We start from the raw sequence: 18,958 nt of genomic DNA, 5'->3' as shown, positions 1-18,958 counted from the left end.
CATAGCCGCCGGCGAATGTTTTCAACCATGAATCGCCCCGTTCGTCGCCATATGCTGGGTCAAGTGCGCGACAAGCTTCTGCCGCTGATCGGGCGTCAATACGTTGCTGCTGTCTTCCACCAGCCTGGTCATGCGCTGTGTTATCTGGCCCTGCACGGTGATTTGCGCAGCACTCGCCTGTTCTAACGCGGTGCGATCGATAGTGGGGGCCATCAGTAGACTTAGCACTTGCGCATGGCCGGTGTGCAGCTGCTGGAACATGGGCAGCAGATCGGCGGCTGCTTGCTTGAAGATCGGATCCAGGGCGGACTTCTGGACGTCCGTTGCATCGAGCTCGATATACAGGTGCTGGCATACCTTGTCGATATGCGCGGCCATGTCGGCCTGGGACACAGGTCCTGCCATGTGGTGCATGGCTGCGACGCCGCCATCGTTCGCGAGAACGGCGATACCGGCCGCCAGCGAGACGCCGCCAATAAAGCCCAGCAGTGCCGTGCGCAGAGTGTGGTTTTTTGAGGTGGTTGACGTGATAGCCATGGTTTTCCTCCCGAGTGGGGTCAGTTGTGTTGACCGGGCCAAGCTTGAGCCCGGTGCGTGAGCGCTTTACGAAGCACAGGTAAAGAAATATGAAGTAGCGGAAATTGCGTCAGGTCGACGACCGCTCGCGCAGCATCAGCACGCCCACGGCAACGTTCCAAATGGCCTGCAGCAACAGGGTGCCGACAACCACGCTCAGGTCCATCTTCGAGCCGGCGGCGATCACCAGTACTGCTGGCAGACCTCCCGCGATCAGGCCGATGCAACCCACCACGCGTCGCATGCCGGCATCGCGAAACAGGGCGACGGACCATGCGATGGCTGCCACTGATTGCAGCACCCATGCCACTCGGGCGATGTCGGTCAAGGCGATGGATTCGACCACGTGGATCATCCAGCGCGCGGCCTGTTGCGCTTCTGGTGCGCCGTTAACGAAATCCGCTGCGATGCCCGTGCTGATAAAACCGTCGAGAATGGTGCCCAACAACATCAACATGCTGCCTAGGGCATAGGTGGTGAGCCCGATCAGTACAGAGGGTCGTCGCATATCCAGTCGCTGAGACAGCACGGTGTAGCCGTACATCAGGCCGCATATGCAGGCCATCGCCACCACGTGTACGTTCTGATGCCACGACTGAATCTGCACCATGCTTTGCAGGATTTCTTGCGTGTTATTGCCACTCGCCCCCCGATCCAGCGCCACCGTGGCGGTGGATACGATGGCGCTTGCCAGGATGGCGAGCCCGGCGAGGCGGGCATCGCCGCCCGCTGGGATGGTTGCTGCCTGATGCTCGGTGGGGTACGGCAACGATTCGATGCGGGTAGTCATGGCGATCCTTTCGCGTTGTCCAAGCGCACGGGACGTGCGGGACATCACGCTAGGTCGTCGGTTTGGCTGCGGTATGTACGGTCTGTAAAGAATTATGAAGACCGCTTGCGCTGGCGAAGGAGCTCCGTCGGTTGGGTGCTCGAGCGGATAGCTGACAGGTCTCGCGCTCCCAAGCGCGGCTTTCAGGCTTGCGGCTGCACCACGATGATCGCCATGCCCAGAAGCGCAATGCATGCGCCGCCGATGTCCCAGCTCGTGAGCTTCACGCCGTCCACGACTCTCAACCAGAGCAACGCGACGGCGATGTAGATGCCGCCGTAGGCTGCATAGGTACGACCGGCGGCGGTGGGGTGCAGGGTCAACAACCACGCGAACAAGCTAAGCGAGAGCAGGGCGGGCAGCAGCAGCCACGCACTCTTCGCCTGTTTCAGCACAAGCCACGGCAGGTAGCAGCCAACGATCTCTGCCAGCGCGGTGAGTGCAAACAACGCGACTTGTTTGGTGAAGTCGACCATGGGTTGGCACGCCTTCCAGTGGAAACGCGTGCCATTGTCCAGACAACGAAGATCGTCTGCCAGTTGAGGGCTTAACCCCGTTTGATGAGGTCATGCAAAACAAGGGGGCCGCCAGGGATGCCCGCCAGTCGCCCGTCTGCGACGAGTTTGCCCAGATCTACGCCAAAGAAGCCCAGCGAATCGATCAGCTGCGCGACCGCTTGTTTGGCTTGTGCATCGTCGCCGGAGAAGAAGAGTACGCGGCGACCGCCTTCCGTTTGTGCTTCTTCGGCCAGCAGGTGCGCAGGGAGGTGATTGAAGGCCTTGACCACGCGTGCACCGGGAACGAGATCGGAGAAGACCTCGCTCGATGTGCGCCCCTTGAGGTCGAGCGGTTGGAACGTGGGCGGTTCGATGGGGTTGTTGGCGTCGATGACGATGCGGCCGCGCAGATCGAGTCCGGCCAATGCATCGGGCAGCTTCGACCAGTTCACCGCGACCAGGATGATGTCGGCCTTGGCGGCTTCCTCGCGGGAACCGGCACGAAGGGACGGCCCAAGCTCACTGGTTAGTGGCAGCAGGGATGCCGGGCCCTGGCTGTTGGCGATGACGGCAGGGATATGGCGGCGGGCGAGTGCCCGGGCGAAGGCGGAGCCGATCTGACCCGCGCCGATGATGCCGACGCGAGGGGCGTTGTCGGCCGGCGCCGGCTGTGACGGGGAAACAGGGGTGTTCATGACGAAGTCTCCAGGGGGTTATGACCTGGACGTCACTATGGAATTTCGATTACCTCGCGAGTAGCCTCAAATCGGTGGAATCATTTTCAACGAATATTTGAAGGTGGTCATGGAGACGCTCGCCAACCTGGAAGCCTTTGTCCGTAGCGCCGAACTCGGGGGCTTTTCCTCCGCAGCCCGCTACATGGGTCTGACGCCGGCCGCGATCAGTCGCAATGTGGCGCAGTTGGAGCGCAACCTCGGCGTGCGCCTGTTTCATCGCAACACCCGCAAGCTGGCCTTGACCGAGGCGGGTGAGCGTTTCCTGCTCTCCGTGCGCGGCAATCTGGACGCGTTGCAGTCCGCCATCAGCGATGCGAATGCCGATCAGGGAAAGCCGGCAGGCGTGCTGAAGGTCAGCGTTCCCATGTCGCTCGGCATGCGTTATCTGATCCCGACCTTGCCGGCTTTCCTGCAGAGCTATCCAGACGTGCGTGTCGACTGGCAGTTCGACAGTCGGCAAGTGGATCTGGTTGCCGACGGATTCGATGCGGCTATCGGCGGTGGCTTCGAACTCTCGCCCGGCGTTGTGGCTCGACCGCTAGCGCCGGCTCATATCGTTGCGGTGGCATCGCCGTCTTATCTGAAGGGAAAAAAGCTGCCCAAGTCGCCCGACGATCTTGCCGATTGGGATGCCATCGTGATGCGGTCTGGCACGTCCGGTCGGCTGCGCAGTTGGGTGATGCACCATGTGGGCGGCGACGAAGCAGTGGTGCCGCTCAAGGCGCGTGTGGCGTTCAACGATCCCGGGCCGATGACTGAGGCCGCGGCGCAGGGGCTGGGCGTTGCCTTGCTGGCGATGCCCGATGTGTTGCCTCACCTGGAGAGTGGTTCGCTGGTGCGTCTGTTGCCGCGTTGGTACGTCGATGCCGGATCGATTTCGATCTACTACTCGACGCGCTTGTCGCTATCCGCCAAGACGCGCGTGTTTATTGACCACGTCGTCGAGGACTTCCAGCAGCATCAATACGCCGAGCGTTTTGCGGGAAATTCGGGCTGAAGGTGGTGCCTCAGGGTGACCTGGGGTGCGGTCGCGCGGCGGCATCGGTGACGGGTTCGACCGTGCTTACGGCGGCAGCCGCAGGTGCAGCGGCCACGACCTGTGTGACGGCGGGTAGTGAGGCGGCCACGGTCTTGTCCCCGACCGGACCCGCTTCCTGTGACAGCGAGGCTTCCTCGGCCTGCCGGTTCATCACGATGATGCTGATGCGACGGTTAATCGCGTCGCCTGGATTGGTGCGATCAAACGGCACCGAGGCGGCGAGCCCCACGACGCGCGCGATCTTGTCTTCCGCCAATCCACCGGAGAGCAGCGCACGGCGCGCTGCATTGGCGCGATCCGCAGACAGCTCCCAATTGCTGTAGTGATGGTCGCTGGTGTACTGCGCGTCGTCGGTATGGCCGGAAAGGCTGATGCGGTTGGGCACGCGGTTGATGAAGCTGGCGAGCTCCTGGAGGATCGCCGTGGTGTACGTCCTCAGCTGTGCGCTGCCCAGGTCGAACATGGGGCGGTTCTGCTTATCCACGATCTGGATGCGCAGGCCCTCCGGTGTGATATCAAGCAACAACTGGTCCTTGAACGGAGCAAGCGCCTGGCTGCTCTGAATCGCCGCCTGGAGTTGCTGCATCAGTTCTTCGAGCCGCGCGCGTTCCTGCTTGCGCGCTTCTTTCTCGATCTCCTTCGGGTCGACGCTGGCTGCCGCGGCACCCTTGCTGTCGTGTCCTGGGCCGTGCGGCAAGTCCATCGCACCACCGAGCTTGATCATGCTGTTGCTGGCGCCACCTGGGCCCGTGCGGCCCGGTGGCGCCATGGTGGCGTTGCCTTGCGTCATGCTCGGGTTTTTGAAGTACTCCGAGATCGCCGCGCGCTGCTGGCGCGTACCCACGCCGATCAGCCACATGACCAGGAAGAAGGCCATCATTGCGGTGACGAAATCCGCGTAAGCCACCTTCCAGGCGCCGCCGTGATGGCCGTGGCCCTTCCGCTTGACCTTGCGAATGATGATGGGTGGCAGTTCGCCTTGCTCGCTCACGTGGCGGCCTTGGCTCGCGGCGCCTTCAGGTGCTCCTCCAGATCCTGGAAGCGTGGACGTGACTGCGAAGCGAGCACCTTGCGCGCGAACTCCACCGACACCTTGGGGTTGTAGCCGCGCAGGTTGGCCAACAGGCCGATCTTCACGCACTCGAAGGCCTTGCCATCCTCCTGCACCCGATTCTCCATGGCGGCGCCCAGCGGGCCGATGAAGCCGTAGCAGAGCAGGATGCCCAGGAAGGTGCCGACCAGCGCGCCAGCAATGTGCATGCCGATGCGCGAGGTATCGCCGTCGAGCTGCGACATGGTGGTGACGATGCCGAGCACCGCCGCCACGATGCCGAAGCCGGGCAGGGCGTCAGCCAGCTTGGTCATGGCCAGTGCCGGGACGATGGCTTCGTGATGGTGGGTTTCCAATTCCACATCCATCAGCTGTTCCAGCTCGTGCGGATTCATGCTGCCACCCACCATCAGGCGCAGGCAGTCGGTGGTGAACTCGATCAGGTGGTGCTCGCGCAGCAGGCGCGGATAGGCGGAGAACACCATGCTGGATTGCGGATCCTCGATATGCTCCTCCACACCAAGCAAGCCCTCCTTGCGGATCAGGCTGAACAGGTCGTAGAGCATCGACAGCAGGTCGACATAATCCTGCTTGTTGTACTTGGGCCCCTTCAGCAGGCCGATGGCATCGCTGAGCGCGGCCTTGACGACCTTGGGTGGGTTGGCCGAAAGAAAGGCACCCACCGCGCCGCCGCCGATGATCAGCAGCTCATAGGGTTGCCATAACGCCATGATCTGTCCATGCGACAGCACAAAGCCGCCGAGCACGCACACGAGGACGACCACCGCACCGATGAGGACCAACATACTTGCTCCGGGATCCGGAGCCGATGACTCCGCGCTCACGTTTTATCGGCGTGGAAAGGGGAAAGTTGAGAACGCGCTCATGGACGGCCGTTGATCACGCTATTCTTGCCCGGCTTCCGGGAACGCTCCTCGCATTCGAGGGCAGGTGCATCCAGGGGACGTTCAAACGACGGTGGACAGGTTGCCTCGAATGTCGCTGGCGCGATGGGAAGCGTCAGGACAGTGGCGATTACGGGCTAAGCGAGCAGGAGCCAACGAACGTCGCGACGGCAACGCTCAAAGTAGATAAAGACGTCACCGACGAGACCGTCGCCGACGCAGGTGATCCACTCGACATCCGCTGGATGGGAAGCAGCTACCTCGATATACCGATCTGGCGCTGATACTTCCAGCTATTCGGGTTGGTTGGCCGACGCCTTGAACGTCACGACCAATACATCGCGACATGCAGGCTGGCCAGCATCGAAAGGCTTCACCGGTGTCACGCCGTGATAGACGTTGTGATCGTCGATTAGCGCCGCATCCAGGGGATGGGTCAGCGTGAAATCGCCGAGTAACCGGCCATCGGGTGCATGGATGGTGGTGGTGCCGCTGGCGATGTTCTGGCGATTGACGAGCAATACAAGCACGTAGTCCACGCCATCGCGATGGCTGCCTTCGGGTGTCGGCTCGCCAGCCGTGTCGGCGGAGGCCTCGATGCGGAACTGGTGAACTTCGATATGCCAGCGACGTATGGATGGCGCGGCTTTGCCAAACAGATCGTGGCAGAACTGGAGAATGGTGCGCAGTGTGGTGCCGTTGGCGACGGGTGTGGCGATGGGGTCGAACCAGCGCTCGATATCACCTTGAAGGGTGTTGTACTGCAGGCTCTGGAAATGGGCCTGATGAGGCTCGGGCATCACGACGCCATCCGCTTCTGCGGAAAATGTCGCGTGACGTCGCCGGCGAAACCGTCCCTTGGCAGCCAGATACTGATCGGGCTCCAAGTGGTTCCAGCTCTCCACGAATTCCGTCCAATCGGCCAACTCGCCCATCGAAGCGAGGAGCGGCCGCATGGCGTTGCCTTCCACGAAGGCGAATCCAGGCGATTTCAGCTGGTCAAGCAGCGGTGAAGCGAATACGTCGGCGGGGTTGTGCATGTGCTTATCTTAAGCGGTTGCGATCATCGGCGCCGTACGTTGCGCCTGGAAGCCTGCGCCCAGGTTTCGTGGTGATCTAACGCACTAGGTGGAGACCTGCGTGTTCTTTGTGCTGGCGAACGCGCCACCGTCGCCCCAGGCGCTGCGCGTGAAACGTTCGGCGATGCGACGATGGGTCGCTGCATCCGGATGAAGCCGATCAGGCAGTGGAAGCTCCTCAAAGTCGGCTGGGCCATAAAGCGCCAAGCCATCGAGGTAGTGGATGTTAGGGTCCGTAAGCGAGCGTTCCCGCACGATGCGGGACAGCTCGTTGCGTATCACCGTCAGCGTCAGCTTGCCTTGTGCTTTCTCTTCTTCCTTGCCCGTGGCGCGGAAAGCGATGTTGCCCTTTGACAACGCATCGAAATCGAACGCGCCGGGACCTGGCGTATCTTCATGGATGGGGCAGTAGAGCGGGGAAATGATTAGCAGTGGCGTGTCTGGGTGGCCGTCCCGAAGGGTGTCGAGAAAGCCATGCACGGCGGGGCCAAAGGCGCGAAGCCGCATGACATCCGTGTTGACCAGGTTGATGCCCAACTTCAAGCTGATGAAGTCAGCCGGAATATCGCGCATGGTTCGCGCGGTGAACGGGTCGAGCAGTGCGCTGCCACCGAAGCCGAGATTGACGAGGTCGAGGCCGCCATGGCGTGCAACGAGAGCTGGCCAGATAGCTGATGGACGATCCGCGTTGGAACCCTGGCTGATCGAGCTTCCGTGGTGCAGCCATACCGGCTTTCTTTCCGTCGTGGGCTCGATGGGCGCGTTCGTGCGTAAGCCGACAAGTTCGGATGTTTCGTTGAAAGGCAGCCAGATTTCCAGCATTTTGCGCTGAGCCGTTAATCCGTCGAAGCGCACGGTGGCGACGGGACCGCCGATCTTCGTGACGGTGCCGCTGGCAATATCGATGCTGATCGTGTTGCCGCCGTTCGCGCTGGCCTGCCCGAACGGCTGGCCATCCACCATCAGGTCGTAGATGCCTGGCGGTCTCTCCGGAAAACCGACGTAGATGCGTCGCGTAGGCACGACATCGAGTTCGATGACTGTCGCCTCGCTCTGAAACACCAAGCGGATACCGGACGGTTGCGATTCCGCCATGAGCAGCTGCGGATCACCAGACTGGCGGCGTGCCCAGGCGGGCAGGCGATGTGGCAGCCATCCGTGCGGTGTGATTTCCAGCTCTACAGCACCCTTCAGGATGGCTTCCGTGATGGGTGTGGTTAGAAGAGGGGCGCCATCGATGTCCATATCCAACCGTCAAACAAGGGGAGAATTTGAGATTGTCTCTCATGCTTACGGCGCTGGCGCGTGCCGGGTGCGTGCATGCGTACCCGGCGTCGTCGATGGCAGTGCTGTTTATGCGGTGATGGCTTCGCTCAACGCGGGATAGTCGACGTAACCTTGCGAGCCACCGCCGAAGAAGGTGTTGCGGTCGGCGTCGTTCAACGGTGCGTGTGTCTTCAGTCGGGCGATGAAATCCGGATTGGCCAGGACCATCTGTCCGTAGGATTCCAGGTCCGCCAATCCTGATGTCAGGTCGCTGCCGATCTGCTCGCGTGCACGCCCCGGCCGGTTGAGAATCAGCGATGTCTTCCAGCGCTGGCGAAGGTCGGCGAGCAGGGCATCGTTGCCCAAATGCATGATGTGCAGGTAGGCGAGGCCCAGTTTGTCGAGTTCCGTCACCAGGTAGCGATAGAGCTCCGGGCCATCCACACCCTCGTCGATGCCCCACATGGTGGTGTTTGGCGACAGGCGGATAGCCGTGCGCTCCGGGCCGATCTCTTCAGCAATGGCTGTGGCCACTTCGATGGCGAAGCGCGCGCGGTTCTCGATGGAGCCACCGTACTCGTCGGTGCGTGTATTGGCGCTGGGGGCGAGGAACTGATGGACCAGATAGGCGTTGGCGCCGTGGATCTCGATACCGTCGGCGCCGGCATCGATCGCGCGTCGCGCGGCATGGCAGAAGTCGGCTACGGTCTGGCGGATCTCCTCCGTGGTCAGGGCACGCGGAGTGGGGATGTCCTGCATGCCTTTGGCCGTGAACATGGGCGCTCCCGGCGCAATCGCGGAGGGCGCGACGCCCTGGCGATGATGCGGCGTGTTGTCGGGATGCGACATGCGGCCCGCATGCATGAGCTGGATGAAGATACGGCCGCCTTGGGCGTGCACGGCTGAGGTGATCTTCTTCCAACCGGCGACATGCGCGTCGGTATAGATGCCAGGCGTGGTGAGATAGCCCTGGCCGTCGTCCGAGGGTTGAGTGCCTTCGGTGACGATCAAACCGAGGTCGGCGCGTTGTGCGTAGTACTCGATGGCGAGATCGCCGGGCGTGCCGTCGAGCTGCGCACGGCTACGGGTCATGGGGGCCATGACGAGGCGGTTTTGAAGAGCGTGTTCGCCGATGCGAACGGATGAAAATAGTGTGTTCATGATGCAGTCCTCGAAAGTGATGTGCCGGGGGCATGGCTTCGTAGGGATGAAGCCGTGCTTCGATGCGTAGCGCGAGCGGCCAAGAATGGGTGTGCGTGCGCGTCGGTCGGTCCGGATGACGGCTCGCTCGCATGCCGGTCTGGTTTCACGACGATGTCCTGGGTGGGTACGAGCACATCTTGGAGAAAATCATCCATGGGATAAAGCGGGTATAGTGGAGATCATTGATCCATTAACGGAGCAATAGGATGGAACTACTCAACGACATGGCGCTGTTCGTTGAAGTCGTCAAAGCCCGGGGTTTCCGGGGCGCATCCGAGGCAACCGGCGTTCCCAACTCCACGCTCTCCAGACGAATCAGTGGGCTGGAGAAGGCCATTGGACTTCGCCTGTTGCACCGGACGACGCGCAAGGTCGAGCTGACTGAGGCCGGCCAGGTCTATTTCGAGCGCTGCAAGCGCATCGTTGACGAGGCACGGCTGGCCCACGAACAGTTGGGCGAGATGCTGGCGCAGCCGAGCGGTGTGCTTCGCGCCTCGCTGCCGGTCGATTTCGCCACTGTCTACATAGCGCCGTTGATTGCCGAGTTTGCGCAGCGCTATCCCGGCATCACTTTCGACTTGGATCTGACGCCACGCCAGGTGGATCTGGTGAGCGAACCGTTCGACGTGGCAATTCGTATCGGCGAGCCGCCGAGTTCGCAATTGATCGCGCGTCCGCTGGCGTCGTTTGTTCCGCATCTCTACGCGTCGCCGCGTTATCTCGAGCACGCAGGCGTACCCGCTGAGCCCGCCGACCTCGAAAGCCACGAGTGTCTGAACATCCTCAAGGAGCGGCCTTGGGTATTGCATCGCGGAAAGGAGTCCGCCGAGGTCACCATCCGCAGTCGCTTCACGTTGAACAACGTTGGTTTGATTGCTCGTCTTGCCACGCTTGGCATGGGGGTCGTCATGCTCACTGACGAACTGGTGGTGGATGACCTGGCGGCGGGACGGTTGGTTCGCGTGTTGCCGCAATGGCACGGCAAGCCCGTGCCGGTGTATGCGCTCACGGAGACACGCTTGCTCCCGGCAAAGACACAGCGCTTCATCGAATTCCTGAAAGAGCGTCTCGCCGGAGGCGACGCGCGGTCACGCCAGCCCTGATCGGTGAGGCATGAAACGCCCCGCTGCGTCACCGTAGCGGGGCGTTGCTTCTGAGGCGCGACGACGTGCCGTTGCCCACTCAGGCGGCGAACAGCGCAAGCGCCTGGTTATTGAAGTTGTTGACGAAGTCGTGCTCGTTCGGGCCCACGTTGGCGCGGAAAGGCTTGGCCGCATCCACCAGAATTTCGTCCGCATCCGTGCCCAGCACGGTGATGGTCTCGGCGATGAACTGATCCAGCGGCATGGCCTGCTCGGCTTCCTGGCTGTTCATGAGCTCGGTGCGCACCCACGGCGGAGCAATCTCCAGCACGCGAACACCCGTGCCACGCAGCATGAAGCGCTGCGATAGCACGTAGGAGTGCAGCGCGGCCTTGGTTGAGGAATAGATGCCGGTGACTGCCATCGGCACGAAGGCCAGCACGGAACTGGTGTACGCCACCACGGCGTTCTCCTTGCGCTTGAGGTGTTCGATCAGCGCGGAGGTCATGCGGATCGGCCCAAGCAGATTGGTGGTAATGGTGGCCGTCAGCAGCGCGTCGTCGATCTTTCCGGCCACGGTGTCCGGCTGCATGATGCCTGCGTTGTTGATCAACACGTCGAGCTCGGGATGCTCGGCGATCAAGGTGACTGCAGTGCGTTCGATGCTGGCTGGGTCGGTAATGTCGAGCTCGATCGCCTCCATGCCTGGATTCGCGGCGATCACCGCATCGAGATGGCTACGCCGGCGACCGGCAATGATCACCTTGTTGCCTAGCTTGTGCAGTGCTTCGGCGAGTCCGCGGCCGATGCCCGAACCGCCGCCAGTGATGAAGATCGTGTGGCCAGAAAGTTTCATGATGTTCTCCTAGATAGAGGTTTATGCAGGGAAGCGGTTGCCGAACATCGGCAGCCCGCTCTTGGATTCGGTTTGCGTGGCTTCGTCTTGCAGCACGTCCCAGTGTTCGGCGAGCTTGCCGTTCTCGATACGCACCACATCCGCGGCAACCCACGCGGCGGGGCGGCCATGGCCAGAGAAGCGTCCATGCACGATCACATAATCGCCTTCGGCGAGAATCAGCCCGTGCTCGTAGCGCAGGGTGTTGGGGATGGCGCGGATCAGGTTGAACAGGCCATCGCGGCCCGGTTCGATATGCGCGCTGTGCTGGATGTAGCTGTCAGACCAAAAGCGCTCGGCGGCGGCGTAGTCGCGCTGATTGAACAGCGTGTCGAACGCCTTCAGGACCAGGGCCTTGTTCTGCTCGGGTGACGTCTTTGACATGGTCGTTTCCTCTTGGATGACGGATGTGCGGATCTCGACGAGCCCCGGCGCAGGCATCGGTCCAACCGTGATGCGGGAGGTGCTGCCTCAGGCCCTTGGATGAATCACGATGGTGATCACCATTGACGTGAGTTACAATGAGCACGCTTTCGCCAAATGTCAATGGTGATCACCATTGTTATTTGAAATATGTGCCCGGTAGTCACCGGAAAGGAGTGGGCAATGGGCGTCTCAAAGCAGCAAGCCATTGAAAACAAAAAGGCAATCGTCGCCGCAGCGGAGAAACTCTTTCGCGAGCGCGGAGTGGCTGCCGTAGGCTTGGCGGAGCTGACCAAGGCGGCTGGCTTCACCCAGGGCGGCTTCTACAACCACTTCAAATCCAAAGACGCCCTAGTCGATGCCGTCATGGACAAGGCGATGGAGGACGGCGCCGCCTTGCTCGTGTCGGGCATTGAGGCCTCCAAGGAGGGAGCCGTCGACCCCATGCAGCAGTACGTGGAGTGGTATCTGTCCAGCGACCATCGGGGCAACATCGAGGCGGGCTGCCCGTTGACAGCGTTCGCCGGTGACGTACGCCGACTCGGCACAGAAGCGCGACAGGCCTATGCGCAGGGATTGGAGTGGAACGTCGACCAGTTGGCGAAGATGATCGGCGGCGAGAACGCGCAGGCCAACCGGGAAAAAGCCATCGCGCTCTTCAGTCAGATGGTCGGCTCACTGGTGTTGTCGCGCGCCGTCGCGGAGGCCAATCCAACGCTCGCCGATGAAATACTCAAGGATGGACGCCAGCCGTTGCTGCAAGCCATGCGGTAGTGATGGGGTTGTTCTGGCCGGCTCGTCTTTGACGCAGCGATGGCCGTCTGAAAGGATGGCCGTAGGCGCGTGAGCCACTCAACCAGCCTTCTTGACGACGGAGTGCCTGTGAGCGAGATCGATGTACGCCTTGCGGACATGGGGCTGACGCTGCCGCCACCTTTCACCCTGCCAGTTGGGTTGCGCCTGCCGTTCGACGCCGTGCAGGTGGATGGCACGCGCGTGTTCTTTTCGGGGCATGGGCCGCAGGGTGCCGATGGCTTGATGGCGCCTCCCTTCGGCAAGCTGGGTGGCGAGCTTACGGTGGCCGAGGGTTACCAATCCGCTCGCCTCGTGGCGCTTTCCGTGCTCGCGAGCCTCAAGCGCAGCATCGGCGACTTGGATCGTATCCGGCGCTGGCATCGTGTCTTCGGCATGGTCAACTCCGCACCCGGTTTCATCGAGCAACCGAACGTGATCAATGGCTTCTCGGACCTGATCATTGCGCTCTACGGGCCGCAACGGGGCGCGCATACACGCAGCGCCGTCGGCATGGCGGAGTTGCCGTTCAATATTCCGGTGGAGGTCGAAGGCGAGCTTTCGCTGTTTCCGTAAGGTGAGGAGTTACTGGCGCCGCTAGCCGATGAGGTCCTCTGTCACCCGAATGCGGGTGTAGTTGGAGTAGTTACCCCGGTTACTACGCGTGAGGCGCGCAACAAAAAAGCCACCCGAAGGGTGGCTTTTCCAGAATCTTGATGGTGGGCGATGCAAGGATCGAACTTGCGACACCTGCCGTGTGAAGGCAGTGCTCTACCGCTGAGCTAATCGCCCGCCGAGCGCGCAAATATACGGGGAGAGGGGTAACCGGTCAAGCCTCTGACACAAAAAAGTGCCCGGGATGGCAGTTGATTGAAAGGTGAACCAGTACAATGCTCGGCTTTTCAGCTACCAGCTATCCGCCCATGGACTTCCTGACTCACGAACTCAGCCACGTCCTCGAAGCCTTGCATCGGTTCGAACTGACGCCCTGGAAAATGGTGGGCCTTCTGGGGTCGGTGATGTTTACCAGCCGCTGGTTCGTGCAGCTGTATTACACGCGTAAGCTCAAGCGCGTGGTGATGCCATTGTCGTTCTGGTGGCTGTCGGTGGTTGGCAGCGCGCTGCTGCTGTCCTACTTCATCTTCGGCAAGAACGACTCGGTAGGCATCCTGTCGAATTTCTTCCCGTCGTTCGTGTCCGTCTACAACCTGGTTGTGCACATGCGCGAGATGAAGCGTCGCTCGTTGATCGAGAGTGAGGTCTGAGGGAAAGCCTTCTTGCAGAAGATTTCCCGCGGCGATAACGGATCGCCGCGATGTGCGGAGACACAGAGATCGCGCACAGAGTCCATGTGCGCGACCCGCTTCAGAGGCCCTCAATCGGGGTCGTAATCCAGGTTCGGTGCCAGCCAGCGTTCTGCTTCCTCGCGTGTCCAACCCTTGCGCTTGGCGTAGTCGTCCACCTGTTCGCGGGTGAGACGGCCCACCACGAAGTATTGGCTGTCTGGATGCGAGAAATACCAGCCGGACACGGCCGCCGTCGGGAACATGGCGAAACTGTCGGTCAGTTCGATGCCCGCGTTGTGGGTGGCGTCGAGCAGCGTGAACAGCGTGCCTTTCTCGGTATGGTCGGGGCAGGCCGGGTAGCCGGGGGCAGGGCGGATGCCGCTGTACTTCTCGTCGATCAGCGACTTGTTGTCGAGTGACTCGTCGGGTGTGTAGCCCCAGAACTCTTGTCGCACGCGCTCATGCAAGCGCTCGGCGAAGGCCTCTGCGAAGCGGTCGGCCAGGGCTTTGAGCAGGATGGCGGAATAGTCGTCGTGCGTGGCTTCGAAGCGCGCAACGTGCTCATCGATGCCGATGCCTGCGGTCACGGCAAAGCCGCCGATCCAATCGTGTTTGCCCGCGCTTTTGGGCGCGATGAAGTCGGAGAGACAGAAGTCCGGCCGATCCACGGGCTTGTCCACCTGCTGGCGCAAGTGATGGAGGACGACAGTTTCGCCATTCTCGCGCTGGAGTCGGATGTCATCGCCCGCGCTCGCGGCCGGCCAGAACCCGATGACGCCGCGGGCCTTCAGCCACTTCTCCGCGATCAGCGTGTCCAGCATCGCCTGTGCGTCCTTGTACAGCTCGGTGGCTTGCTTGCCGACGATTTCGTCGGTAAGGATCGCGGGGAAATGGCCGGCCAGTTCCCATGCGTTGAAGAACGGCGACCAGTCGATGTACTCGCGCAGTTCGGTGAGATCGTAGTCGTCGAAGATGGTGATGCCCGGCTTCTTCGGTTGCGGTGGCTCGTAGCCGGCCCAGTCGGTGTTGAAGCGTTGCGCGCGTGCCTTGTCCAGCGAAACGAGGGATTTGCCGCCGGCGCGGTTGCGATGGCGCTCGCGCACTTCGGCGTAGTCGGCCTTTACCTTGGCGATGAAGTTGTCGACCAGCTCCTTGCTAAGGAGTGACTGTGCCACGCCGACGGCGCGCGAGGCGTCCTTCACCCATACGGTGGGCGATTTGTAGTGCGGCTCGATCTTCAGCGCGGTGTGCGCGCGCGACGTGGTGGCGCCGCCGATCATCAGCGGGATGGTGAAGTTCTGCCGCTGCATTTCGCGTGCGACCTGGCTCATTTCTTCGAGCGATGGCGTGATAAGGCCGGACAGGCCGATGATGTCGGCGTTCTCCGCAATGGCGGTTTCCAAGATCTTCTGCGTCGGCACCATCACGCCGAGATCGATCACGTCGAAGTTGTTGCAGCGGAGCACCACGCCGACGATGTTCTTGCCGATGTCGTGCACATCGCCCTTCACGGTGGCCATGACGATCTTGCCATTGGATTTGCTGGCTTCGCCGGTGCGTGCCTTCTCTTGCTCGATGAAGGGGATCAGGTGCGCCACGGCCTTTTTCATCACGCGGGCCGATTTCACTACCTGCGGCAGGAACATCTTGCCGGCGCCGAACAGGTCGCCGACGACGTTCATGCCATCCATCAGCGGACCTTCGATGACGTCGAGCGGGCGGGTGGATTCCTGGCGAGCGAGTTCGGTGTCTTCTACTACGTACTGGTCGATACCATGCACCAGTGCATGGCTGAGGCGCTGGCGTACGGGCTTATCGCGCCAGGCGAGGTTCTCGGTGACGACTTCGCCCTTCTTCGCCCTGTAGTTGTCGGCGATTTCCAGCAGGCGTTCGGTGGCGTCGGAGCGGCGGTTCAGCACCACGTCTTCGACGCGATCGCGCAACTCCTCGGGTAGGTCGTCGTAGATCATCAACGCGCCGGCGTTGACAATGCCCATGTCCATGCCCGCCTTGATGGCATGATAGAGGAACACCGAATGGATCGCTTCGCGCACCACGTTGTTGCCGCGGAACGAGAACGATACGTTCGATACACCGCCCGAGATATGCGAATGCGGAAAGCGACGCTTGAGTTCCTGGGTGGCTTCGATGAAGTCCACCGCGTAATTGTTGTGCTCTTCGATACCCGTCGCGATGGCGAAGATGTTCGGATCGAAGATGATGTCTTCAGGCGCAAAATCGAGCTTGGTGGTGAGTAGTTCGAAGGCACGCGTACAGATCTCCACCTTGCGTTCGCAGGTGTCGGCCTGGCCTTGCTCGTCGAAAGCCATCACCACGACGGCGGCGCCGTACTGCTGCACCTTGCGCGCGTGTTCGAGGAAGAGTTCCTCGCCTTCCTTCATGGAGATGGAGTTAACGATGCCCTTGCCCTGCAGGCAGCGCAGTCCGGCTTCGATCACGGTCCACTTGGAGGAATCCACCATCACCGGCACGCGGGCGATGTCCGGTTCGGCCGCGATCAGATTGATGAAGCGCGTCATGGCCGCTTCCGAATCGATCAGGCCCTCGTCCATGTTGACGTCGATGATCTGCGCGCCGCTGGCCACCTGCTGGCGGGCGACGTCCACCGCTTCCTCGTAGCGCTCTTCCTTGATGAGCTTGCGGAACTGGGCAGAGCCGGTGACGTTGGTGCGTTCGCCCACGTTGACGAACAACAGGTCGGGTGTGATGACCAGCGGTTCGAGGCCGGAGAGGCGGGTATAGCGGGGCATCATGCTTTTTCCTCCTCTCCCCGGCGGGGAGAGGACTGAGGTGAGGGGGCGGGACTTGCGAGCTGTTCAAAAAGTGCGAGCTTGAGGCCAGGTTGACCCCTCACACCAACCCTCTCTCCCACGGGACTACCTACGGGTCGCCCGAAGGGGAGATGGAGTGTCATGCGGCCTCCTGCGCTTTGGCAGGTAGGGCACGCGGCGCGACGTCACGCACCGCATCAGCGATGGCTTTGATGTGTGCGGGCGTGGTGCCGCAGCAGCCACCGACCATATTGAGCAGACCGTCGCGGGCGAAGCCGCTGATCACGGAGGCCATCTGCTCCGGCGTTTCGTCGTACTCGCCGAAGGCATTCGGCAGGCCTGCGTTCGGGTGCGTGCTGATGAAACAGGTGGCGGTGTCGGACAGCACCTGCACGTGCGGGCGCAGGTCGGCGGCGCCCAGCGCGCAGTTGAGGCCCACAGAGATCGGGCGCGCGTGTTGTACCGAGTAATAGAACGCTTCGGCCGTCTGGCCGGAGAGCGTGCGGCCGGAGCGGTCGGTGATAGTGCCGGAGATCATCACGGGCAGGCGCACACCGCGCTCGCGGAACAGTTCGCTGATGGCGAACAGCGCGGCCTTGGCATTGAGCGTGTCGAAGATGGTTTCGACCATGATCACGTCGGCACCGCCGTCCATCAGGCCTGCGGTGGATTCGGTGTAGTTGCTTACCAGTTCTTCGAAAGTGACGTTACGGAAGCCTGGATCGTTCACGTCGGGCGACAGCGAGGCGGTGCGGCTGGTGGGGCCGAGCACGCCGATGACGAAGCGCGGCTTGTCCGGCGTCTTTGCTTCGAACGTGTCGCAGGCGGCGCGGGCGAGGCGTGCGCCTTCCCGGTTCAACTCGTACGCCAGATGCTCCAGGTGGTAATCGGCCTGGCTGATGCGTGTGGAGTTGAAGGTGTTGGTTTCAACCAGATCCGCACCGGCTGCGAGGTAGGCTTCGTGCACGCCACGGATAATGTCCGGGGTGGTCAGCGTGAGCAGGTCGTTGTTGCCCTTGAGGTCGCAATCGCCGGGGTGGTCATGCGCGTGCGTGCTGTCGTGACCGTCGACGAAGCGTTCGCCGCGGAAGGCGGTTTCGTCCAACTGATGGCCTTGAAGCATGGTGCCCATGCCACCGTCGATGATCAGGATGCGCTCGCGCAGGCCCTTTTCCAGCAGGGCAACGCGTTCGGGGTGGAGCCAGGGTAGGGTGCTCATGGATCAACTCCTCAGGGCTTGCGTGCGAGCAGGCTGATCACTTCGAAATAAGGCGCCTTGCGCTCGCGGCTCAGTCGCGTACAGCTCATGGCTTCCAGGCCGGCCTTTTGGGCGAAGCCATTCAATTCATCGTGCGAGAAGCCAAGGTTGCGATGATCAAACGGCTCCACCACGGCACGGTGGTCGTGCTTGCCCAGCGTCACGGCCAGCAGGCGTCCGCCGCTGCGCAGTAGGCGTGCGGCCTCGGCAACGGCGGTGGCCGGGTGCTCGGCATAGGTAAGGGCGTGCAGCATCAGCACAAGGTCGAAGCGACGCTCGCCAAGATCGAGCGCGTGCATGTCGCCTTTGAGCACTTCGACATTGTGGAAAGACTTGAGGCGTTGCGCGGCGGCTTCCACCACCCGCTCGCTGCTGTCCACGCAAACGATGGAATGCGCATGCGGCGCCAGCAGCTCGGCGGTAATGCCATCGCCGGAGGCGATATCCAGCACGTCGCCGGTTTCCAATAGTTGCAGCAGCGAACGAGCCAGGGTTTCCCAGGTGCGGCCCGGTGAATAATGGCGCTCCATGTCACCCGCCACGGTATCGGCCCAGCCTTCTTCGCTGGCGCGCTGCGCGAGTACACCTGGCAGTCGCTCGGCATCTTCGCGCAGCAGCGCGTCGTCGATGTTGTCGCGCAGGGACTTCAGTAGTACCTGCAGATGTTCGTCGGTTTCGGCGTTGGCGCGGTAATAGGCGGAGACGCCTGCGCGGCGGTCGCGCACCAGCTCCGCTTCCTTGAGCTTGGCGAGGTGGGTGGAGACACGCGGCTGGGCAAGGTGAAGCACCGCGGCAAGCTCGGCCACGGTGAGTTCCTCGCGTTCGAGCAGGGCGAGCAAGCGCACCCGGGTGGGGTCCGCCAGCAGACGCAAGACGCTGGAGGCGGTAGCCAAGTCCATGGGTATCCTTATATCGCGATGCAAGGATACATAAGGCTAGGCCCGGGGGGCCGGGGCGTCAAGTTAAAGCGGGTTTCGGGAGGGGGCGTGAATCGCCCCGGGATTGGTGGAGGCTCCAACTCTTGAGAAGATGGAGCCATGAAGAAGTCAAACAAGTTCTCACCTGAGATCCGTGAGCGCGCTGTGCGCATGGTGCAAGAGCATCGCGGAGAGTATCCGTCGCTGTGGGCGGCGGTCGAATCGATTGCCCCGAAGATTGGCTGCGTGCCGCAGACGTTGCTGGAATGGATCAAGCGTGAAGAGGTCGATACCGGCGTACGTCCTGGCGTGACCAGCAGCGAGACGCAAC

General features: G+C 61.9%; 20 protein-coding genes, 1 tRNA gene and 1 pseudogene. 7 read left to right on the top strand and 15 right to left on the bottom strand.

The genetic code is table 11. The features are described 5' to 3' along the window. Positions 1-21: 21 nt before the first annotated feature. The 4 genes from DyAD56_RS08330 to DyAD56_RS08315 form a co-directional block, all read right to left on the bottom strand. Entirely contained in the window at positions 22-537 is a 516-nt protein-coding gene (locus tag DyAD56_RS08330; RefSeq protein ID WP_102302302.1) for a Spy/CpxP family protein refolding chaperone, read from the bottom strand. 109 nt (positions 538-646) lie between these two features. Then, positions 647-1,366 (bottom strand): hypothetical protein, encoded by a 720-nt coding sequence (locus tag DyAD56_RS08325; RefSeq protein WP_102302301.1) that lies wholly within the window; start codon positions 1,364-1,366, stop codon positions 647-649. Between the two features lie 182 nt (positions 1,367-1,548). Continuing rightward, on the bottom strand, positions 1,549-1,881 hold the full coding sequence (locus tag DyAD56_RS08320; protein WP_102302300.1) for a YnfA family protein: 333 nt from the start codon (positions 1,879-1,881) through the stop codon (positions 1,549-1,551). A gap of 71 nt (positions 1,882-1,952) precedes the next feature. Beyond that, a complete protein-coding gene (locus DyAD56_RS08315) occupies positions 1,953-2,597 on the bottom strand; it encodes an NADPH-dependent F420 reductase (protein ID WP_102302299.1) in 645 nt (214 codons plus the stop codon). A 109-nt stretch (positions 2,598-2,706) separates the two neighbouring features. On the opposite strand from DyAD56_RS08315, the gene DyAD56_RS08310 reads away from it, so the two are divergent. Next, a complete protein-coding gene (locus tag DyAD56_RS08310; RefSeq protein ID WP_102302298.1) occupies positions 2,707-3,636 on the top strand; it encodes a LysR family transcriptional regulator in 930 nt (309 codons plus the stop codon). A gap of 10 nt (positions 3,637-3,646) precedes the next feature. Here the strand turns inward: DyAD56_RS08310 and motB are convergent, their stop codons facing one another. Next, entirely contained in the window at positions 3,647-4,669 is a 1,023-nt protein-coding gene (gene motB / locus DyAD56_RS08305; RefSeq protein ID WP_102302297.1) for a flagellar motor protein MotB, read from the bottom strand. Further along, the gene (gene motA / locus DyAD56_RS08300; protein WP_102302296.1) at positions 4,666-5,535 is read right to left on the bottom strand and encodes a flagellar motor stator protein MotA; all 870 of its coding nucleotides are present in this window, start codon (positions 5,533-5,535) and stop codon (positions 4,666-4,668) included. The genes motB and motA overlap by 4 nt, the downstream gene beginning before the upstream one ends. A gap of 23 nt (positions 5,536-5,558) precedes the next feature. Between motA and DyAD56_RS08295 the strand changes: the two genes are divergently transcribed. Beyond that, positions 5,559-5,918: a hypothetical protein gene (locus DyAD56_RS08295; protein WP_102302295.1), complete on the top strand. Its 360-nt coding sequence runs from the start codon at positions 5,559-5,561 to the stop codon at positions 5,916-5,918. A 9-nt stretch (positions 5,919-5,927) separates the two neighbouring features. Here DyAD56_RS08295 and DyAD56_RS08290 read toward each other — a convergent pair whose 3' ends face one another. The 3 genes from DyAD56_RS08290 to DyAD56_RS08280 form a co-directional block, all read right to left on the bottom strand. After that, complete coding sequence (locus DyAD56_RS08290; RefSeq protein WP_102302294.1) at positions 5,928-6,674, bottom strand: 2OG-Fe dioxygenase family protein; 747 nt, start codon at positions 6,672-6,674, stop codon at positions 5,928-5,930. Between the two features lie 84 nt (positions 6,675-6,758). Continuing rightward, complete coding sequence (locus tag DyAD56_RS08285) at positions 6,759-7,958, bottom strand: SGNH/GDSL hydrolase family protein (protein ID WP_102302293.1); 1,200 nt, start codon at positions 7,956-7,958, stop codon at positions 6,759-6,761. 108 nt (positions 7,959-8,066) lie between these two features. After that, positions 8,067-9,140, bottom strand: a complete 1,074-nt coding sequence (locus DyAD56_RS08280) for an alkene reductase (protein ID WP_102302292.1) — start codon at positions 9,138-9,140, stop codon at positions 8,067-8,069. 248 nt (positions 9,141-9,388) lie between these two features. Here DyAD56_RS08280 and DyAD56_RS08275 point away from each other — a divergent pair, with 248 nt between their 5' ends. Further along, positions 9,389-10,285, top strand: coding sequence for a LysR family transcriptional regulator (locus tag DyAD56_RS08275; RefSeq protein WP_102302291.1), 897 nt, complete (start codon positions 9,389-9,391; stop codon positions 10,283-10,285). A gap of 79 nt (positions 10,286-10,364) precedes the next feature. Here the strand turns inward: DyAD56_RS08275 and DyAD56_RS08270 are convergent, their stop codons facing one another. Together DyAD56_RS08270 and DyAD56_RS08265 are read right to left on the bottom strand one after the other, a co-directional pair. After that, entirely contained in the window at positions 10,365-11,120 is a 756-nt protein-coding gene (locus DyAD56_RS08270) for an SDR family NAD(P)-dependent oxidoreductase (protein WP_102302290.1), read from the bottom strand. 21 nt (positions 11,121-11,141) lie between these two features. Then, on the bottom strand, positions 11,142-11,543 hold the full coding sequence (locus DyAD56_RS08265; RefSeq protein WP_102302590.1) for a nuclear transport factor 2 family protein: 402 nt from the start codon (positions 11,541-11,543) through the stop codon (positions 11,142-11,144). A 222-nt stretch (positions 11,544-11,765) separates the two neighbouring features. Between DyAD56_RS08265 and DyAD56_RS08260 the strand changes: the two genes are divergently transcribed. Together DyAD56_RS08260 and DyAD56_RS08255 are read left to right on the top strand one after the other, a co-directional pair. Then, entirely contained in the window at positions 11,766-12,356 is a 591-nt protein-coding gene (locus DyAD56_RS08260) for a TetR/AcrR family transcriptional regulator (protein ID WP_102302289.1), read from the top strand. Between the two features lie 108 nt (positions 12,357-12,464). Continuing rightward, complete coding sequence (locus DyAD56_RS08255; RefSeq protein WP_102302288.1) at positions 12,465-12,950, top strand: RidA family protein; 486 nt, start codon at positions 12,465-12,467, stop codon at positions 12,948-12,950. Between the two features lie 141 nt (positions 12,951-13,091). Here DyAD56_RS08255 and DyAD56_RS08250 read toward each other — a convergent pair. Further along, positions 13,092-13,166, bottom strand: a tRNA-Val gene (locus DyAD56_RS08250). A gap of 131 nt (positions 13,167-13,297) precedes the next feature. Between DyAD56_RS08250 and DyAD56_RS08245 the strand changes: the two genes are divergently transcribed. Next, positions 13,298-13,639, top strand: a complete 342-nt coding sequence (locus tag DyAD56_RS08245) for a lipid-A-disaccharide synthase N-terminal domain-containing protein (protein WP_102302589.1) — start codon at positions 13,298-13,300, stop codon at positions 13,637-13,639. 110 nt (positions 13,640-13,749) lie between these two features. On the opposite strand, the gene metH is transcribed toward DyAD56_RS08245, so the two are convergent. The 3 genes from metH to DyAD56_RS08230 form a co-directional block, all read right to left on the bottom strand. Further along, entirely contained in the window at positions 13,750-16,434 is a 2,685-nt protein-coding gene (gene metH / locus DyAD56_RS08240) for a methionine synthase (protein ID WP_102302287.1), read from the bottom strand. 157 nt (positions 16,435-16,591) lie between these two features. Then, complete coding sequence (locus tag DyAD56_RS08235) at positions 16,592-17,671, bottom strand: homocysteine S-methyltransferase family protein (RefSeq protein WP_102302286.1); 1,080 nt, start codon at positions 17,669-17,671, stop codon at positions 16,592-16,594. 11 nt (positions 17,672-17,682) lie between these two features. Further along, positions 17,683-18,609, bottom strand: a complete 927-nt coding sequence (locus DyAD56_RS08230; protein ID WP_102302285.1) for a metalloregulator ArsR/SmtB family transcription factor — start codon at positions 18,607-18,609, stop codon at positions 17,683-17,685. A gap of 138 nt (positions 18,610-18,747) precedes the next feature. Here DyAD56_RS08230 and DyAD56_RS08225 point away from each other — a divergent pair. Beyond that, positions 18,748-18,958: pseudogene (locus DyAD56_RS08225) on the top strand (IS3 family transposase); the annotation flags it as partial.

It is taken from the genome of Dyella sp. AD56 (assembly GCF_002878475.1).
In the GTDB taxonomy this organism is placed as follows: Bacteria; Pseudomonadota; Gammaproteobacteria; order Xanthomonadales; family Rhodanobacteraceae; genus Dyella.
Note: the sequence above shows the minus strand (reverse complement) of the source record. Positions and strands in the feature narration are given on the sequence as shown.

What these genes read in the sequence shown, in the direction of transcription:
- DyAD56_RS08235 (WP_102302286.1), bottom strand. Translation starts at nt 17,671, where the DNA reads ATGAGCACCCTACCCTGGCTCCACCCCGAACGCGTTGCCCTGCTGGAA.
- DyAD56_RS08290 (WP_102302294.1), bottom strand. Translation starts at nt 6,674, where the DNA reads ATGCACAACCCCGCCGACGTATTCGCTTCACCGCTGCTTGACCAGCTG.
- metH (WP_102302287.1), bottom strand. Translation starts at nt 16,434, where the DNA reads ATGATGCCCCGCTATACCCGCCTCTCCGGCCTCGAACCGCTGGTCATC.
- DyAD56_RS08260 (WP_102302289.1), top strand. Translation starts at nt 11,766, where the DNA reads ATGGGCGTCTCAAAGCAGCAAGCCATTGAAAACAAAAAGGCAATCGTC.
- DyAD56_RS08315 (WP_102302299.1), bottom strand. Translation starts at nt 2,597, where the DNA reads ATGAACACCCCTGTTTCCCCGTCACAGCCGGCGCCGGCCGACAACGCC.
- DyAD56_RS08285 (WP_102302293.1), bottom strand. Translation starts at nt 7,958, where the DNA reads ATGGACATCGATGGCGCCCCTCTTCTAACCACACCCATCACGGAAGCC.
- DyAD56_RS08265 (WP_102302590.1), bottom strand. Translation starts at nt 11,543, where the DNA reads ATGTCAAAGACGTCACCCGAGCAGAACAAGGCCCTGGTCCTGAAGGCG.
- DyAD56_RS08230 (WP_102302285.1), bottom strand. Translation starts at nt 18,609, where the DNA reads ATGGACTTGGCTACCGCCTCCAGCGTCTTGCGTCTGCTGGCGGACCCC.
- DyAD56_RS08330 (WP_102302302.1), bottom strand. Translation starts at nt 537, where the DNA reads ATGGCTATCACGTCAACCACCTCAAAAAACCACACTCTGCGCACGGCA.
- DyAD56_RS08275 (WP_102302291.1), top strand. Translation starts at nt 9,389, where the DNA reads ATGGAACTACTCAACGACATGGCGCTGTTCGTTGAAGTCGTCAAAGCC.
- DyAD56_RS08245 (WP_102302589.1), top strand. Translation starts at nt 13,298, where the DNA reads ATGGACTTCCTGACTCACGAACTCAGCCACGTCCTCGAAGCCTTGCAT.
- DyAD56_RS08310 (WP_102302298.1), top strand. Translation starts at nt 2,707, where the DNA reads ATGGAGACGCTCGCCAACCTGGAAGCCTTTGTCCGTAGCGCCGAACTC.
- DyAD56_RS08320 (WP_102302300.1), bottom strand. Translation starts at nt 1,881, where the DNA reads ATGGTCGACTTCACCAAACAAGTCGCGTTGTTTGCACTCACCGCGCTG.
- motA (WP_102302296.1), bottom strand. Translation starts at nt 5,535, where the DNA reads ATGTTGGTCCTCATCGGTGCGGTGGTCGTCCTCGTGTGCGTGCTCGGC.
- DyAD56_RS08280 (WP_102302292.1), bottom strand. Translation starts at nt 9,140, where the DNA reads ATGAACACACTATTTTCATCCGTTCGCATCGGCGAACACGCTCTTCAA.
- DyAD56_RS08270 (WP_102302290.1), bottom strand. Translation starts at nt 11,120, where the DNA reads ATGAAACTTTCTGGCCACACGATCTTCATCACTGGCGGCGGTTCGGGC.
- DyAD56_RS08295 (WP_102302295.1), top strand. Translation starts at nt 5,559, where the DNA reads ATGACTCCGCGCTCACGTTTTATCGGCGTGGAAAGGGGAAAGTTGAGA.
- DyAD56_RS08325 (WP_102302301.1), bottom strand. Translation starts at nt 1,366, where the DNA reads ATGACTACCCGCATCGAATCGTTGCCGTACCCCACCGAGCATCAGGCA.